Origin of the sequence: Hahella sp. NBU794 (genome assembly GCF_050749805.1) — a bacterium.
In the GTDB taxonomy this organism is placed as follows: domain Bacteria; phylum Pseudomonadota; class Gammaproteobacteria; order Pseudomonadales; family Oleiphilaceae; genus Hahella.
In genome coordinates this window covers 875020-889545 of record NZ_CP192738.1, presented here as the reverse complement: position 1 = coordinate 889545, position 14526 = coordinate 875020, and the positions used below count along the sequence as shown (strand labels likewise).

Genomic DNA, 14526 nt, shown 5'->3' with positions numbered 1-14526 from the left:
CTCACCGTTCAGGCAGATTCGGAGTGGGGATGTGAATCACGCCGCCATAGTCGAGAGGGATGCTGAACGTTTTCGACTTGTCCCAGCGGCTGTATTCAGGATGCAGTTGCAGACACAGACAACGTAATAAGCCCGAATGCGCCACCACCAACGCCACTTTCCCCTTCGCTTCCCGCGCCAGGCGCTCAATAAATTGTTCACTTCTCCGATACAGATCTGGAAAACCTTCGCCACCCGGAGTGCGCTGAGTCAGCCAGTTGTCGCCCCAGTCCCGCGCTTCTTTTTGCGGCAAATCGGTTAGCAGCTTGCCATCCCAATCTCCAAAACTCATTTCCATCAGAAGGTCGTCAAAATCCGGCGCAGAACCCAACCAGTCCGCCAGTGTTTTACAACGGGTCAGTGGACTGCTGTAAAGCAGGTCCCAGGCCGCCGGTAATTGCTTGCGAATGGTGGCGGCTTCTTCCGCAAATGTATCAGCCAGTGCGACATCGGATTGGCCGTACAGCGTTCCTTTCGGGACCGCAACCCGAGTATGCCGGATCAGATAGAGCTCCATAGCGCCCCCAGCAACAGGAATAAAACGATTTCCGCCAGTTGTTGCACGGCGCCCAGACAGTCTCCGGTGTAGCCGCCCAAACGACGGGACAAGTAACCAATACTGGCGCGACGCAGGAACCACAAACCCACAACCGCCAACGCCAGCGCTTTGACGCCCGCCAACAGCAGCGGCGCGAGCGCTATCACTGCGGCAATGGCGATGTCTCTCGTTGCGATGCCTTTAGCGACCGGCTTGACCTTGCTGAGCTGGTCCGCGCGCACGTAGTCCAGACTCGCGATCAGACTGATCGCCAGGGCGCGACTGCAGGCATGGGATATCCAAAGCAATAACAGAGCGGCGTCAGGAGTAAGCTGCGCCAGAATGACTATTTTCAGAGAAAGACTTAACGCCAGCGCCAGCGCGCCATAGGTTCCCACCCGGCTGTCCTTCATGATTTCCAGGATACGCTCCGGCGTGTGTCCGCCGCCGAATCCATCAGCGGCGTCCGCCAGTCCATCCTCATGAAACGCGCCCGTGATAAGAACGCCTGCCGCAATAGCCAGCACAGCTCCGCCCCAGGATCCATAGAAGTAGAGGCCCAGCAAATAAGCGCAGGCGGCCGCAAGAGCGATCAGCCACCCCGTCAGGGAGATATAGCGACTGGCCTGATTCAGATCCGCTTCATTGAAGTCATACAGTAAGCGCACCGGGACACGGGTATAGAACTGCAAGGACAGCATCAGCAGGTGCCATTGCCGACGCAGGATCTCCGCCCAGCGCTGCGCCGCGGACGCCTCGGTTTCATTTACGGTTTCGCCGCCGTCCATGATTGTTCGGGATCTTTGGTCAACGCGCTCGTAGTCGCTCACGAATCGAGTCCGCTAACTTTTTTCACTGACGCCAGCGTCCGCGAAGCTGGCCATTTCATTGAAGAAATTCAGAGACGACTGCAACAAGGGATACGCCAGCGCACAGCCGGTCCCTTCTCCCAGCCGCAAGTCCATCTTCAGAATGGGGTCCGCCTTAAGCGCTTCCAGCATATGTTGATGCCCCTGCTCCATGGAGCGATGGCAGAAAATAGCATATTCGCCAATGGCCGGCGCCAGCTTATAAGCGGCCAGATACGCTGCGGTGGCGATAAAGCCGTCTATCAGCACCAGCATGCGGTTTTGCGCCGCGCGCAATATGCCTCCGACCATGGCGACTATTTCAAAGCCGGCGAATGTCTGCAGGATATCAATCGGGCTTTTCAGATCAGGATACTTATCCGCCGCCTGCTGCAATAATTTAACCTTGCGCTCAAATTGCTCATCGCTCAGTCCTGTGCCGCGCCCCACGCAGTGCTCCAGTGGGACGTCGAGAAGGTAACTCATCAGCATGGAGGCGGAAGAGGTATTGCCGATGCCCATCTCACCAAAGCCCAAGACGTTGCAGCCTTCTTCCGCAATCGCATCGACTTGAGCCGCGCCCAGGCGCAGCGCCTTCTCACAGAGTTCCTCGGACATGGCCGGTTGCTCCAGAAAGTTTTCCGTCCCCGGGCCGATTTTCCCTTTCACCAATTGCGGATGGTCTTCAAATTCGTGATTCACGCCTGCGTCGATCACCCGCATATTGATATTGTGCTGACGCGCAAAGACGTTAATCGCCGCCCCGCCCTGCAGGAAGTTATGCACCATCTGCCAGGTGACGTCCTGTGGATACGCGCTGACGCCGGATTTCGCCACGCCATGATCGCCGGCGAATACCAGAATATGGGGATTCTTCAAAGTGGGGGTCATGGTGCCCTGAATGCGGGCGACCTGAAACGCCAGCCTTTCCAGTTGCCCCAATGCGCCCAGGGGTTTGGTTTTCTGATCGATTTTTTGGTGCAACGCCGCATCCAGCGTGTCGTCTATCGGGGGAACGCGCAAGCGTCTGATAAATTCCATTTTCATCCTCTTCTCGTCAAATAGTCAGTCATTGTTGTTTTCCAAACCCACGCGCTAACACATCAACAGGCCCAACCTAAGGTTCAGACCTTATTTTTAATAGTAATCAGTATACTTAGGCAAGCTCCAAACGACCTTTCAAGCAATGAGGCAGTCCTGCGACGGTCAGCACAACCCGATCACAGAGGGCGGCGAGCGCCTGATGCAAGAGCCCGGCTTCGTCGCAATAGCGTCGCGTCAGCTCTCCTAAAGGCGTAATGCCCATGTTGGTTTCATTGCTGACGAAGATGACATCGCCATCGAGGTCGGACAGCATCTCCAACAGCGCCTGCCGTTGCTGTTCAAAAAGTTCTTTGGAGTCTGAGATTAAAAGATTGGTAAGCCAAAGCGTCAGGCAGTCCACCAGTACGAGACTTCCTTCCTGCATGGCGTCACGAATGGCGTCAGCGAGATAGATAGGAGCTTCAATCAATCCCCAGGAGGAAGGACGGCGGGCGCGATGATGAGCGATCCTCGCGGCCATTTCGCCATCGCCGGCGGTCGCCGTAGCAATGTAAACGACAGGTTTCCCCTGGGAAATCGCCAATTGCTCAGCCAATGCGCTCTTCCCTGACTTCACGCCGCCTAGAATCAACGTCCTCACGCCCTGCTCTCCCTGTCGCCGCTGTTTGGCTCAATCTGTAGAAACCCTGCGATTTCGTCCCAGTTTAAGTACTGATCCACGACATCCGCCAGGCGATTTATGTCAGCTTCTCGTAAAGCATCGTAATCCAGGTGTTGCACTTCGTTCAGTCCAGCCCAGCGCAATAGCGCCGCCAATGCCTGAGAGCTTTCAAACAGTCCATGCAGATACAGCCCCAGCACCTGATTATCATCGCTGACGACGCCGTCCAATCGCCCGTCCTCAAGACGCACCGCCGACGTTTGCGACGCTGCGCAGCGAGTCACTCCAGCATGAATCTCATAGCCGGTAATCGAGGCGTCATCCAACCAAAGATGTCCTTCCACTCGCCGCAATTGCTTTTCCGGCTCCAACGTGGTGGCGATATCCAGCCATCCGAGGCCGACGCTCTCTCCAGCGCCTCCTTCCAAACCATGAGGGTCGGCGATGCTACGTCCCAACATTTGGTAGCCGCCGCAAATACCGATGACTCGACCGCCATAACGTAGATGCTTGCGAATAACCTCTTCCCAGCCATTGTCGCGCAGCCACTGCAGGTCATTGCGTACGGATTTGGAGCCAGGAAGGATAATGAGGTCAGCTGACGGCGGCGACTGACCTGGTCCGATAAACTGGAAGTCCACCTGCGGGTGTAAGCGCAGTGGATCAAAGTCAGTGTGATTACTGATTCGGGGCAAGGCGGGCGCGATGACTTTAAGCGTCGCGCCAGATTTTACAATTGAGTCTCGCGGCAAGGCGTCTTCCGCTTCCAGATGCAGGCCGTTCAGATAAGGCAGCACCCCCAACACGGGCTTGCCGGTATATTCCTCCAGCCACTTCAGGCCGGGCTCAAGCAAAGCAATGTCGCCGCGAAAACGGTTGATGACAAAACCGCGCACCCGCCGCTGCTCGCTTTCGCTCAATAAAGCCAAGGTACCGACCAAATGAGCGAACACGCCCCCGCGATCAATATCCGCAATCAGGATGACTGGGCAGTCGACTGCTTCCGCAAACCCCATATTGGCGATATCGCGATCGCGCAGGTTAATCTCCGCCGGAGAGCCTGCGCCCTCCACCAGAACTGCATCGTAAGCGGAAGAGAGTCGTTGAAAGGATTCCAATACCGCCTGCATGGCGGTGCGTTTGTAGTCGTGATAGGCCACTGCGTCCATGTTGGCGCGAGCCTTGCCATGGATAATAACTTGCGCGCCAATATCCGTATTGGGCTTCAACAGCACCGGATTCATATCCGTATGCGGCTGCAAGCCACAGGCCTGCGCCTGCACCGCCTGCGCCCGCCCAATCTCACCGCCGTCTATCGTCACAGCGCTGTTCAACGCCATATTCTGCGGCTTGAACGGCGCCACATTCACGCCACGCCGCAGCAGATTGCGACACATCGCGGTGACCAGCGTGCTTTTGCCCGCATCGGAAGTGGTCCCCTGGATCATAAGCGTCTTATTAGCCACAACGCATTCCTTGACCACTACTCAACGTTTGCATTGAATTACTTTTTCTCTACTTCAATAAATACAATCTGTGCTGGGTCCTTATTAACAGGGATCGTTTTTTTCCGCTGTTCCGCCACAACACTAGCTATAACCAAATCTGGGTTATCCCCTCCAATACCTATCCATAACTCTCCACTAGGGCTTACAGCAAGGGCTCGGAGATTTGTGTTGCTCGTTCCCGGAATCAAGGACTTATAGGCAGCACCTGTAGATGGGTCAAAACGATATAGAGTATCGTCTTTATAACCGGTAGAACCTTTAAAATAACCGACTGTGTTTGATACTATCGCCATATCTGTAATAACTCCGTATGGATGATCAGTACCTAGGTCGTCATCAATTACCTGAGTGTGGGTAAAGTTGGTGGTATTGATTTTTTCAATTCCCCCAGTGTAGTCAGGCGGGGTTGAAGATGTTGCATACCTGCCAGAACCGACAACATACACAAAGCCATTCATCGTCACCAATTTGTGCGGGTTTTTGATACCTAGCTTAATCCCGTATTGAGCATCATCAGTAAATGTATTCACTTCTTTATCTGTAGTCGTATTTATGACGGCTATGTATGCATCATCAGGAGTGAATGTAGAGTCCATGCGCTGCATGGCCACATAGAGGCGCCCATTCACGATAACCCCAGCCGACATTTCTGGCACACCATCGTCATCGTAGTGACTCAAGTCTATTTCTTTAATTTTGAATTCTTCAGGATCGCTCGGATTAACCACCCAAATTGAAGAGGCGCCATAACGAAGTACATACGCCTTCGTTTCACTAACAAATAAGATATCGTATGGGTTACTTAAAGACTTACCAGAATCATTAGTTGATACTTGCCACTCGGGAACGCCCCCCGGACGATCAAAACTGTATTTAGTAATATTGTCTTGGCCAAACTTACCCAAGCGATAAAAGTAATCCCCCCAAGCAGCAACGGCAATATCAGACTTGTCTGAGCCAGCGTAACCTTCCTCAACATCATAAGGCGAGACGGCTGAAGCAATAGATATTTCACTTGAGTCGAACTTTGTAGAAATGTTAGCGATTACAGCAAGAGTCTCTGAGTTTGGAGTCGTGCCCGCAGTGCCCTCAACCCCACCACCTCCACATCCATTTAGTAATAAGACCAGCGCTTGAGATAGACCAATCCATCCTAATATTTTGTAGCTTCTTGGCATGACTGAACCCTCTTTTATTAAAAGTAAGCCATTAAAATAAATGCATTAAAGAAACAAAAAAGTGACGTCCAGGAGAAGGGAAACCGTTGAAGGCTTCAACGACCTCATCAGTCACATTGTTTGCGCTAACTTCAACTGTTGTCTCGCCGTCGGACCAGCGGCCCACCACATCGACAATGTTTTGATCTTCCACTTCCGTTTCCTGAGCGCTGTCGTAATACGCCCCGGATTCATGGCGGTACTCGACGGAGGTAGTGATGCGACCGATACTCCAGGCGGCGGATAAAAAGTGGGAATAGGTGTAAGCGCCCGCCAGTTGCTTGCCGTGCAGGTCACGGGCGTCTGACAGGTTTTCTGTGTCCTGGGCGGTGCTTCTGGCGATAAACGTCCAGGCGGGAACAGGTCGATACATGGCGTCCACTTCCACTCCGCTAACCCTTGCTTTGCCAACATTCTCAAAGCGGCCGACTCCCCTTGAGTCATAAGAGGGGACGATAGCATCTTTTAAATCCCGATAGAAATAGGCCGCAGATACACTAAAACTATCTACGCCCACTTCAAATCCGATGTCACCGTTCAACGCTGTTTCCGGTTGCAAGTCACTATTACCAATGAAGAATCCTCTATCGCCGAACTTCTCCGCTAACTGAGGGAACCTCACATCCCGGGATGCATTGGTCTTGAGCGACAGCCAATCTGTCAGGCGGTAACGAACGCCCGCCTGCAATGAATGATACTGAGCGGAATCGGAGGCCACCGCCGTGCGCCCGCTCATAGATGCAGCGGGCGTCTCATCTTCAAGAAAGTATTGGCGCGCGCTCAGCCGCACCAACCAGATATCTTCCGCATCAGCCCATTCGTCTTGCACACCCAGCAAGTAGGTAAAACGCTCAAACTCCTGCTTTTGGCTGCGTCCGGTCAGGTCCTCTTCCTGATAAGTTTCACGGCGCGCCTCCAACATAGCGGAGAGCAGATGCAGACCGATTGAATAGGAGCCATATAACTCTGCGCCGACCACATCTGTGTCAGCGCGCGTTTTCTGTACGCCCAGGCCGATTCGGCTTTGACTGTCGTCATAACGCTCTTCTTGTGTGGACCAGAAAATGCGCCCCGAATAATTTTCCTGTGTATTTCGGGCAAAGCTCAGTTTGCTCTGCAGACGAGTGAAGTCCGTATCCAGACTGGTTCGCGTGCTCTCCAGGTTGGCGATATCAGGTAAGTGCTGATCTTTATTGAAATGTTGCGCCATCAGTTGCAAGTCCGTGCGATCCGACAGGCTGCGCTCCGCCGTCAGCATGCCGTTGAACTGACTGAAATCCGCATTGCGACGACGTTCCACACGGTCATCGTAGGGGTTAAATTCGGTCTGGTTGTTGTTCAGCATCTCGAAGTCGTTATCACTGCCGAGATAATCAAGGGACGCCAGGTAGTTGGTTTCGCCAACGCTATCGGCGAATGTAAGCGCCCCCTTGCGGCTATTGAATGAGCCATACCCAAGACTTAATTGCCTGAGGGGTTTGCTGAAGCGAAGGGACTTGATGTTAATAGCGCCGCCAACGCCAGAGTAACCCAACTGAATTGGCGTCGCGCCCTTATAAATTTCAATCTGCTCAATGCCGTTCAGCAATATCTGGCTCAAGTCCACCGAGCCGCCAGTCGCGTCGTTTAACAATACGCCATCAAGATAAACGTTCACCTGCTTACTGGTGGAGCCACGCAGATAAACGGCGGAGTATGACCCCAGTCCGCCGCTCTGGCGTACTTGAACGCCGGTTTCATTCTTCAGCACGTCTGCGACGGTTGCGACTTTCGAGTCAAATTGCTCGCGCTTGATCACCTTCACGAAGCCAGTTTGATACTCAGCGTCAATCTCATCCGCAGATGGAGCCTTGGCTTCGACGACAACAGGCTCCAACTCTTCCGCGCGAACGCCGGTCAGTTGTGAGCCAACTAAAAGCAAAAAGGTTACAAGCCTCATAATGTTCCGAAAGAATAGCGCCAGTGAATGCAATTGTTGCGCAGCGGATACAAGCAAAGAGGGAAAGGAGTCGAGTCAGACGAGTCCCGGCAAAGCCCTCCGCTATGCCACGCGATAAGCAGGCGTCAGGCCGGTCTCCGGGCTCATGAGTGGCGTAACCGGCGACAACGTCTTCCCGCGAATCCGCAGTGACAGGGGGTTGTCGTTTAACTCATTTACCGTTGCGGGGGCAGCGTCGGGCTTAAACCGACTTCCCGTTTCATCCCTTGAACGAATGTTCTCAGGACACCTGATGCAATGGGGGCGTAAGCTAAATGGCCGCCCCGGCAAAGTCAAGGCGCACAAAGCGCCTCACGAAAACAACAGGCTCGAAGATGACGACAACCTGTTGATAACTATCAAAATGTAAAACTGGTCCACTTATCCCAAAGTTTAGGCTTGGGGCTGTTCGCTTAGCTGTCAGAGCGGAACAGACAGTGTTTGGCGTAATCCGTCGCCTCATTGGCCGTCCAGTCGCCCTTCGGCTTGGTCGCCATATCCTCACACCAATCCTTGCTCCCCACCTCTGGAGAACAACCGGCCAAAGCGCCCAGACTCAACCCCACCACCAATAGCCAAGAAGATACGCGTTTAATCGCCATAGGAAATCCTGAATAACAAGTCATCAATTCATATTTAGCGAGCAAGTATACAAGGGAGAGCGCTCATGTTTGGAGACTTTAGGCGATAAATTTCAGCACCAGCTTCCGATACGACAGAAAAAGTTTCTATCGAGTTATCTCAACCTGCGCGCCATCCGAGCAGGCTGGATATCTAAAGGCATTTCATGCAAGCTTTTTTAGTTATAGATAGAACAAAGCAAACACCTATAGCGCTGACTGTGCGCTTGTATTTTTAGCAATAAGGCGTTTTCCCCATGCAACTGGATCAACTGACTTTTTTCCTCCAACAAACCCTCACGGATGAAAGGTTCGATAATGCTGAGAAACAGGCGTTGCTGGCGATGCTTGAAACTTTACAGCCGGATCAGGTGCGTTTTATGCGTAATCGCGCCTTTGAGTTGACCCGTCCATTGATCGTCAATGGCGGCGATGGTGCGCTCAGGGCGCTGAAATGGCTGGAGCGGGTGATCAAGGCTTTGGACTCTGGTGAGGAGGAGAGTAACTTAACACGGGCCTACTTCAGCCCAGGGGAGCAATGTCGTCGCGCAATCATAGAACGCATACGCAATGCTCGAAGCAGCTTGAAAATCTGCGTTTTCACCATTTCCGATGACAAAATCGCAGATGAAATTATTAACGCTCACAAAAGGGGGCTAAAAATCCGCATCATCACGGACAATGACAAATCCTTTGACCTGGGCAGCGACATTAATCGTTTCAAAGATGCCGGCATTTTGGTGAAGATGGACGATGAACCCCACCATATGCATCATAAATTCGCCCTTATCGATGACAGCGCCCTGATTCACGGCAGTTTTAACTGGACCCGCAGCGCCAGCACTTATAACCAGGAAAACATCGTAGTGACCGACCACCCCGGCCTCGTCAGGGAGTTCTCCGGAGAGTTCGCCAAACTGTGGCGCACCTTCTCGGGCTAAGGCGACTTCACTAAAGAATTGTCATTAAACCTCCCTCGTTAATCGCCAGCCGTTATTAGCAATGTATAGACAAATTCTGCGGATTGTCATTTAATCAGAGGAAGGCCCGGCCGGAAAAAAATCCGACCTCGCGCCGTCCAACCCAACTGACGGCCGCCAGATTAAGCCGGCCACAAGCCGGTAGAATAATAAGAGTGCCATGGAATACACCCTTCCTGACACGTCACGAGGTGAGAAAATGGGCAAAGGTACAAAGTATGTTGCGAGAGAGCCTGACGCATCCGGCTTTATCGCCTACCCCGAGTCGGAGCACGCCGTCTGGCGTGAACTGATCACACGACAAGACAAGGTCATACGCAATGTGGCCTGCGACGAATACCTTCATGGATTGAAGTTACTGAATTTACCCGAAGACCGTATCCCCCAATTGGAGGACGTTTCCTCCGTATTACGCCGTGAAACCGGCTGGGAAGTGGCGCAAGTGCCCGCATTGATTCCCTTCGATACCTTCTTCGACCTGCTCTCAAATAAGAAATTTCCCTGCGCCACCTTTATCCGTACGCCAGACGAAATGGACTATTTGCAGGAGCCGGACATCTTTCATGAAATATTCGGTCACTGCGCCATGCTGACCAACCCCTACTTCGCGGAATTCACGCAAATGTACGGCAAGCTGGGCTACTCCGCCTCCAAGGAAGACCGTATCTTCCTGGCGCGGCTGTACTGGTTCACCGTCGAATTCGGTCTGATGAACTCCGCTCAAGGGCAACGAATTTACGGCGGCGGCATTCTGTCTTCTATCGGCGAGACGCAATATTGCTTCTCCGATAGGCCGGAACGCCGTCCCTTTGATATCGTGGATGTGCTAAGAACGCCTTACCGCATCGATATCATGCAACCTATTTATTACGTGCTGGATGGCCTCAAACAGCTTTACGAAGTCGCCCACTGCGACATCATGGATAAAGTGCGCCAAGCCAAAGAACTTGGGCTGTTCGCCCCGACTTTTCCACCCAAACAACAATCCAATACGGAGAAGTTAGCCGCCGGCGCCTGAAGCGCGGGAACGGCGACGACGTACAGACGAAGCAGGTTAAATCCACCAAGGTTATGAACGATTTTGCATTACTCGCATTGAAGCTATTGATAGCCGCAGAAATACGCGCCCAATGGAGCTAAGCGGGGCTTTGCCCCGGCTGACGACAATTCCATTACGCGTTTTTTAATTGATAATACAGAGGACTGTATCATGAGTAATGTATATACAAACCCACTTGGCACTGATGGTTTCGAATTCGTTGAATTTGGAGCTCCGGACAAAGCAGGCGCAGAAAGCCTGAAACCTCTTTTCGAAACGCTGGGCTTCACCGCCATCGCCAGACACAAGCGTAAAGCCATCACCCTGTATCGTCAGGGCGATATCAACTTCCTGGTCAACGAAAACGTCCCCAGTTACTTCCACAAGTTCAGCATGGATCATGGTCCCTGCGCCTGCGCCATGGCGTTCCGCGTCAAGGACGCACAAAAGGCGTTCGAATACGCCGTATCTCAAGGAGCCAAGCCCTTTGACAAAGGCGACGTTCAAGGCGAAGAAGTTCGCATCCCTGCGGTGTATGGCATCGGCGACAGCGTGCTTTATTTCGTTGATAAATATGGCGAAGACAGTATTTACGACATTGATTTCGAGTACTTCCCGGGCGTGGACAAACATCCGAAAGGCCTGGGACTGACCACTCTGGATCACCTGACTCACAACGTCTTCCGCGGCAACATGGACACCTGGGCCGGCTTTTATGAGCGCATCGGCAACTTCCGCGAGATTCGTTATTTCGACATCGAAGGCAAGCTGACCGGCCTGCACAGCCGCGCCATGACCTCCCCCTGCTGCAAAATCCGCATTCCGATCAACGAGTCCGCTGACGACAAGTCTCAGATCGAAGAATATCTGCAGGAGTACAAAGGCGAAGGCATCCAGCACATCGCGCTGTCCACCGAGGATATCTACAAGACAGTACGCGATATGCGCGAAGCTGGCGTGGTGTTCATGGACACCCCTGATACTTATTACGAAAAAATCGACACCCGCGTCCCCGGCCATGATGAAAATATCGATAACCTGAAAGATCTGCGTATTCTGATTGATGGCGCGCCTCACGATAATGACGGCTTGCTGCTGCAAATTTTCACCAGCACGGTCATCGGCCCGATTTTCTTCGAGATCATTCAGCGTAAAGGCAATGAAGGATTCGGCGAGGGCAACTTCCAGGCGCTGTTTGAATCCATTGAGGAAGACCAGATTCGTCGCGGTCTGCTGTCACCCAACGCCGGAGAGAAGGAACATGCGTAAGTGGATCTCTTTTCCGCATAAAGAAGGGCTTGTCTCCAGACAGGCCCACGCAGATCTGCCCAGCGAAGCCATTTATGAAAGGGAAGCCGGACGCAGCGGTTTCTTCGGGCCTACCGCCCACTTCCACCACAAGCGTCCGCCTACCGATTGGGATAGCTGGGAAGGGCCGCTACGCCCCCGGGCTTTTGACCTCAACAGACTGAACATCGAGACGAAGTCTCCGTTCGACGCCCCAGTATTGCTACACAACGCGCACTGTCAGTATCGCTACTGGCGTTGCACGCAGAAGATGGACACCCTCGCCCGCAATGCGGACGGCGATGACCTGTTCTTCATTCACGAAGGAGAGGGCGACTTCTTCTGTGATTACGGCCGTCTGACCGTGCGCGAAGGCGACTATATCGTGCTGCCGCGCAGCACCATGTGGCGACTGGAGCCTAAGTCTCCCATCACTATGTTGATGATCGAAGCCACTAACGACAGCTATCAGCTGCCGGAAAAAGGATTGGTGGGACCGCAGGCGATCTTTGATCCCGCCATGCTGGACGTCCCCCGCATTGACGACGCCTTCCTCGCCCAGCAGGACGACACACAGTGGATAGTGGAGATCAAGCGTCGCAATGCAATTTCCAGGGTGACCTACCCTTACAGCCCGTTGGACGCTCTCGGCTGGCATGGCGATCTGTCCGTGGTGCGCATCAACTGGCGCGACATTCGCCCGTTGGCGTCTCACCGCTACCATTTACCGCCGTCAGCGCACTCCACCTTCGTCGCCAGTCGTTTTGTGGTGTGCACCTTTGTGCCCCGTCCGATCGAATCCGATCCGGGCGCATTGAAAGTGCCCTTCTACCATAACAATGACGACTTCGATGAGGTCATTTTCTACCATCAAGGCAACTTCTTCAGCCGTGACAATATCGGTCCGGCCATGGTGACCTTCCATCCTTCCGGTTTCACTCACGGGCCTCACCCCAAAGCGTTCGCGGCGGGCCTCGAATATACCCGCAAAGAAACCGATGAAGTCGCCGTGATGCTCGACACCCGCGATGCGCTGGAAGTCGGGCCGGCCGCCTGTCAGGTGGAGACCATCGAGTATGCAGACAGTTGGAAAATGAAATAGCGACGGTTTAAGGAGCAATATCCATGAAATTCGCAACATTAAAAAGCAATTCGCGCGACGGCGTCCTGGTTGTCGTCAGTCGCGATCTGCAACAGGCCGTCGCCGTTCCACAGATCGCTCCCACGCTGCAGGCCGCTTTGGACCAGTGGAACGACCTGTCTTCCGCGTTGGAAGAGGTATACAACGCCTTGAACGAAGGCCGCGTCAAAGACGCGATTGCATTTGATCCCAACCAGTGCGCCTCTCCGCTACCACGCGCCTATCAATGGGCTGACGGTAGCGCTTACGTTAATCACGTAGAGCTGGTGCGCAAGGCTCGCGGTGCGGAAATGCCGGAGAGCTTCTGGACCGACCCACTGATGTACCAGGGCGGCAGCGACGCCTTCCTGGGGCCGCGCGAAGATATCGCCATGGCTTCGGAAGACTGGGGCATCGATATGGAAGCGGAAGTGGCGGTGATTACCGACGATGTTCGTATGGGCGTTGACGCCGCGGACGCCGGCAAACATATTCGCCTGCTGATGCTGGTTAATGATGTGTCCCTGCGCAACCTGATTCCCGGCGAACTGGCGAAAGGCTTCGGCTTTTTCCAAAGCAAACCTTCCAGCGCCTTCTCTCCTGTGGCGGTGACGCCAGACGAGCTGGGCGACGCCTGGGACGGCGGCAAGGTGCACCTGCCCTTGATCACGCATTTGAATGACAAGCTGCTGGGTAAACCCAACGCCGGCATTGATATGACCTTCGACTTTCCCACGCTGGTCGCCCATGCCGCGAAAACCCGTCCGCTGTCCGCCGGAGCCATCGTCGGTTCAGGTACGGTCTCCAACAAAGACCGTTCCACCGGCTCAAGCTGTCTGGCGGAAGTGCGCATGCTGGAAATCATTGAAAACGGCGCGCCCAAAACGCCGTTCATGCGTTTCGGAGACCAAGTGCGTATTGAGATGCTGGATAAGCAGGGGCGCTCCATTTTCGGCGCCATCGACCAGAAAGTGACGCGCTACTCATGATGCAGCTCTACGATTACTGGCGCTCCAGCGCCGCCTATCGGGTGCGTATCGCGCTGAACCTGAAAGGGCTTCCTTACGAAGCCCATAGCGTGCACTTGGTGAAAGACGGCGGTCAACAGCACCAGTCGGACTATAAGGCCCTGAATCCTCAGGGTCTTGTGCCGCTACTGACAGACGGCGAGTTTCGCCTGAACCAGTCTCTGGCCATCATTGAGTATCTGGAGGACAGTCATCCGACTCCGGCTCTTCTGCCTGCAGACCCTCAAACTAAAGCGCAGGTGCGGGCTTTCAGTCAGGTCATTGCTTGTGACATTCACCCGCTGGATAACCTGCGGGTGTTGCAGTATCTGACTGGCCCCATGGAGGTCAACGAGGAGAAGAAGCTGGTGTGGTATCAGCATTGGATTCTTGAAGGCTTCAAGGCGCTTGAGCAAATGGCGGCGAGCTACGCGGATAAGGGCCCTTATTGCTTCGGAGAGCAAGTGACAATGGCGGATGTGTGCCTGATTCCTCAGGTATATAACGCCAATCGTTTTAACTGTCCGATGATGAATTTCCCGAGACTGCGTGAGATCAACGACAACTGCTTGAAACTGGAAGCTTTCCAGAAGGCGACGCCTGAACAACAGGCGGACGCGACTTAACCGTTCGGATCAGG

The 14526-nt window shown here is 53.7% G+C and carries 14 protein-coding genes and 1 riboswitch; of the genes, 6 read left to right on the top strand and 8 right to left on the bottom strand.

The window, feature by feature from the left end; all coding sequences use genetic code 11:
• Position 1 precedes the first annotated feature (1 nt).
• From cobC to ACQYWX_RS03980, 8 genes are all read right to left on the bottom strand, one after another.
• Positions 2–556, bottom strand: coding sequence for an alpha-ribazole phosphatase (gene cobC, locus ACQYWX_RS04015; RefSeq protein WP_431687972.1), 555 nt, complete (start codon positions 554–556; stop codon positions 2–4).
• Positions 541–1407, bottom strand: coding sequence for an adenosylcobinamide-GDP ribazoletransferase (locus tag ACQYWX_RS04010; protein WP_431687971.1), 867 nt, complete (start codon positions 1405–1407; stop codon positions 541–543). The genes cobC and ACQYWX_RS04010 overlap by 16 nt, the downstream gene beginning before the upstream one ends.
• 12 nt (positions 1408–1419) lie before the next feature.
• Positions 1420–2466, bottom strand: a complete 1047-nt coding sequence (cobT, locus tag ACQYWX_RS04005; RefSeq protein WP_431687970.1) for a nicotinate-nucleotide--dimethylbenzimidazole phosphoribosyltransferase — start codon at positions 2464–2466, stop codon at positions 1420–1422.
• A 115-nt stretch (positions 2467–2581) separates the two neighbouring features.
• The gene (cobU, locus tag ACQYWX_RS04000; RefSeq protein WP_431687969.1) at positions 2582–3109 is read right to left on the bottom strand and encodes a bifunctional adenosylcobinamide kinase/adenosylcobinamide-phosphate guanylyltransferase; all 528 of its coding nucleotides are present in this window, start codon (positions 3107–3109) and stop codon (positions 2582–2584) included.
• Positions 3106–4596, bottom strand: coding sequence for a cobyric acid synthase (locus tag ACQYWX_RS03995; protein WP_431687968.1), 1491 nt, complete (start codon positions 4594–4596; stop codon positions 3106–3108). Before ACQYWX_RS03995 ends, cobU begins: the two co-directional genes overlap by 4 nt.
• A 38-nt stretch (positions 4597–4634) precedes the next feature.
• Entirely contained in the window at positions 4635–5816 is a 1182-nt protein-coding gene (locus ACQYWX_RS03990) for a hypothetical protein (protein ID WP_216736480.1), read from the bottom strand.
• A gap of 31 nt (positions 5817–5847) precedes the next feature.
• Complete coding sequence (locus ACQYWX_RS03985; RefSeq protein ID WP_431687967.1) at positions 5848–7794, bottom strand: TonB-dependent receptor plug domain-containing protein; 1947 nt, start codon at positions 7792–7794, stop codon at positions 5848–5850.
• A gap of 111 nt (positions 7795–7905) precedes the next feature.
• Positions 7906–8102: riboswitch (cobalamin riboswitch) on the bottom strand.
• Between the two features lie 144 nt (positions 8103–8246).
• A complete protein-coding gene (locus ACQYWX_RS03980; protein WP_011394921.1) occupies positions 8247–8435 on the bottom strand; it encodes a DUF3012 domain-containing protein in 189 nt (62 codons plus the stop codon).
• A 275-nt stretch (positions 8436–8710) separates the two neighbouring features.
• Between ACQYWX_RS03980 and ACQYWX_RS03975 the strand changes: the two genes are divergently transcribed.
• The 6 genes from ACQYWX_RS03975 to maiA all read left to right on the top strand — a co-directional run bounded on the left by ACQYWX_RS03975 (position 8711) and on the right by maiA (position 14512).
• Complete coding sequence (locus ACQYWX_RS03975) at positions 8711–9394, top strand: phospholipase D-like domain-containing protein (RefSeq protein WP_431687966.1); 684 nt, start codon at positions 8711–8713, stop codon at positions 9392–9394.
• A gap of 238 nt (positions 9395–9632) precedes the next feature.
• Positions 9633–10451, top strand: coding sequence for a phenylalanine 4-monooxygenase (gene phhA / locus ACQYWX_RS03970; protein ID WP_431687965.1), 819 nt, complete (start codon positions 9633–9635; stop codon positions 10449–10451).
• A 192-nt stretch (positions 10452–10643) separates the two neighbouring features.
• Positions 10644–11741, top strand: coding sequence for a 4-hydroxyphenylpyruvate dioxygenase (hppD, locus tag ACQYWX_RS03965; protein WP_279504281.1), 1098 nt, complete (start codon positions 10644–10646; stop codon positions 11739–11741).
• On the top strand, positions 11734–12861 hold the full coding sequence (locus ACQYWX_RS03960) for a homogentisate 1,2-dioxygenase (protein ID WP_431687964.1): 1128 nt from the start codon (positions 11734–11736) through the stop codon (positions 12859–12861). Before hppD ends, ACQYWX_RS03960 begins: the two co-directional genes overlap by 8 nt.
• 23 nt (positions 12862–12884) lie before the next feature.
• On the top strand, positions 12885–13868 hold the full coding sequence (locus tag ACQYWX_RS03955; protein ID WP_431687963.1) for a fumarylacetoacetate hydrolase family protein: 984 nt from the start codon (positions 12885–12887) through the stop codon (positions 13866–13868).
• Positions 13865–14512 (top strand): maleylacetoacetate isomerase, encoded by a 648-nt coding sequence (gene maiA / locus ACQYWX_RS03950; RefSeq protein ID WP_431687962.1) that lies wholly within the window; start codon positions 13865–13867, stop codon positions 14510–14512. The genes ACQYWX_RS03955 and maiA overlap by 4 nt, the downstream gene beginning before the upstream one ends.
• The last annotated feature ends 14 nt before the right edge of the window (positions 14513–14526 follow it).

Excerpts from the sequence above, each read along its gene's own strand:
- cobC (WP_431687972.1), bottom strand. The coding sequence starts at position 556 with ATGGAGCTCTATCTGATCCGGCATACTCGGGTTGCGGTCCCGAAAGGA.
- cobT (WP_431687970.1), bottom strand. The coding sequence starts at position 2,466 with ATGGAATTTATCAGACGCTTGCGCGTTCCCCCGATAGACGACACGCTG.
- ACQYWX_RS03990 (WP_216736480.1), bottom strand. The coding sequence starts at position 5,816 with ATGCCAAGAAGCTACAAAATATTAGGATGGATTGGTCTATCTCAAGCG.
- ACQYWX_RS03985 (WP_431687967.1), bottom strand. The coding sequence starts at position 7,794 with ATGAGGCTTGTAACCTTTTTGCTTTTAGTTGGCTCACAACTGACCGGC.
- ACQYWX_RS03980 (WP_011394921.1), bottom strand. The coding sequence starts at position 8,435 with ATGGCGATTAAACGCGTATCTTCTTGGCTATTGGTGGTGGGGTTGAGT.
- ACQYWX_RS03975 (WP_431687966.1), top strand. The coding sequence starts at position 8,711 with ATGCAACTGGATCAACTGACTTTTTTCCTCCAACAAACCCTCACGGAT.
- phhA (WP_431687965.1), top strand. The coding sequence starts at position 9,633 with ATGGGCAAAGGTACAAAGTATGTTGCGAGAGAGCCTGACGCATCCGGC.
- hppD (WP_279504281.1), top strand. The coding sequence starts at position 10,644 with ATGAGTAATGTATATACAAACCCACTTGGCACTGATGGTTTCGAATTC.
- ACQYWX_RS03960 (WP_431687964.1), top strand. The coding sequence starts at position 11,734 with ATGCGTAAGTGGATCTCTTTTCCGCATAAAGAAGGGCTTGTCTCCAGA.
- ACQYWX_RS03955 (WP_431687963.1), top strand. The coding sequence starts at position 12,885 with ATGAAATTCGCAACATTAAAAAGCAATTCGCGCGACGGCGTCCTGGTT.
- maiA (WP_431687962.1), top strand. The coding sequence starts at position 13,865 with ATGATGCAGCTCTACGATTACTGGCGCTCCAGCGCCGCCTATCGGGTG.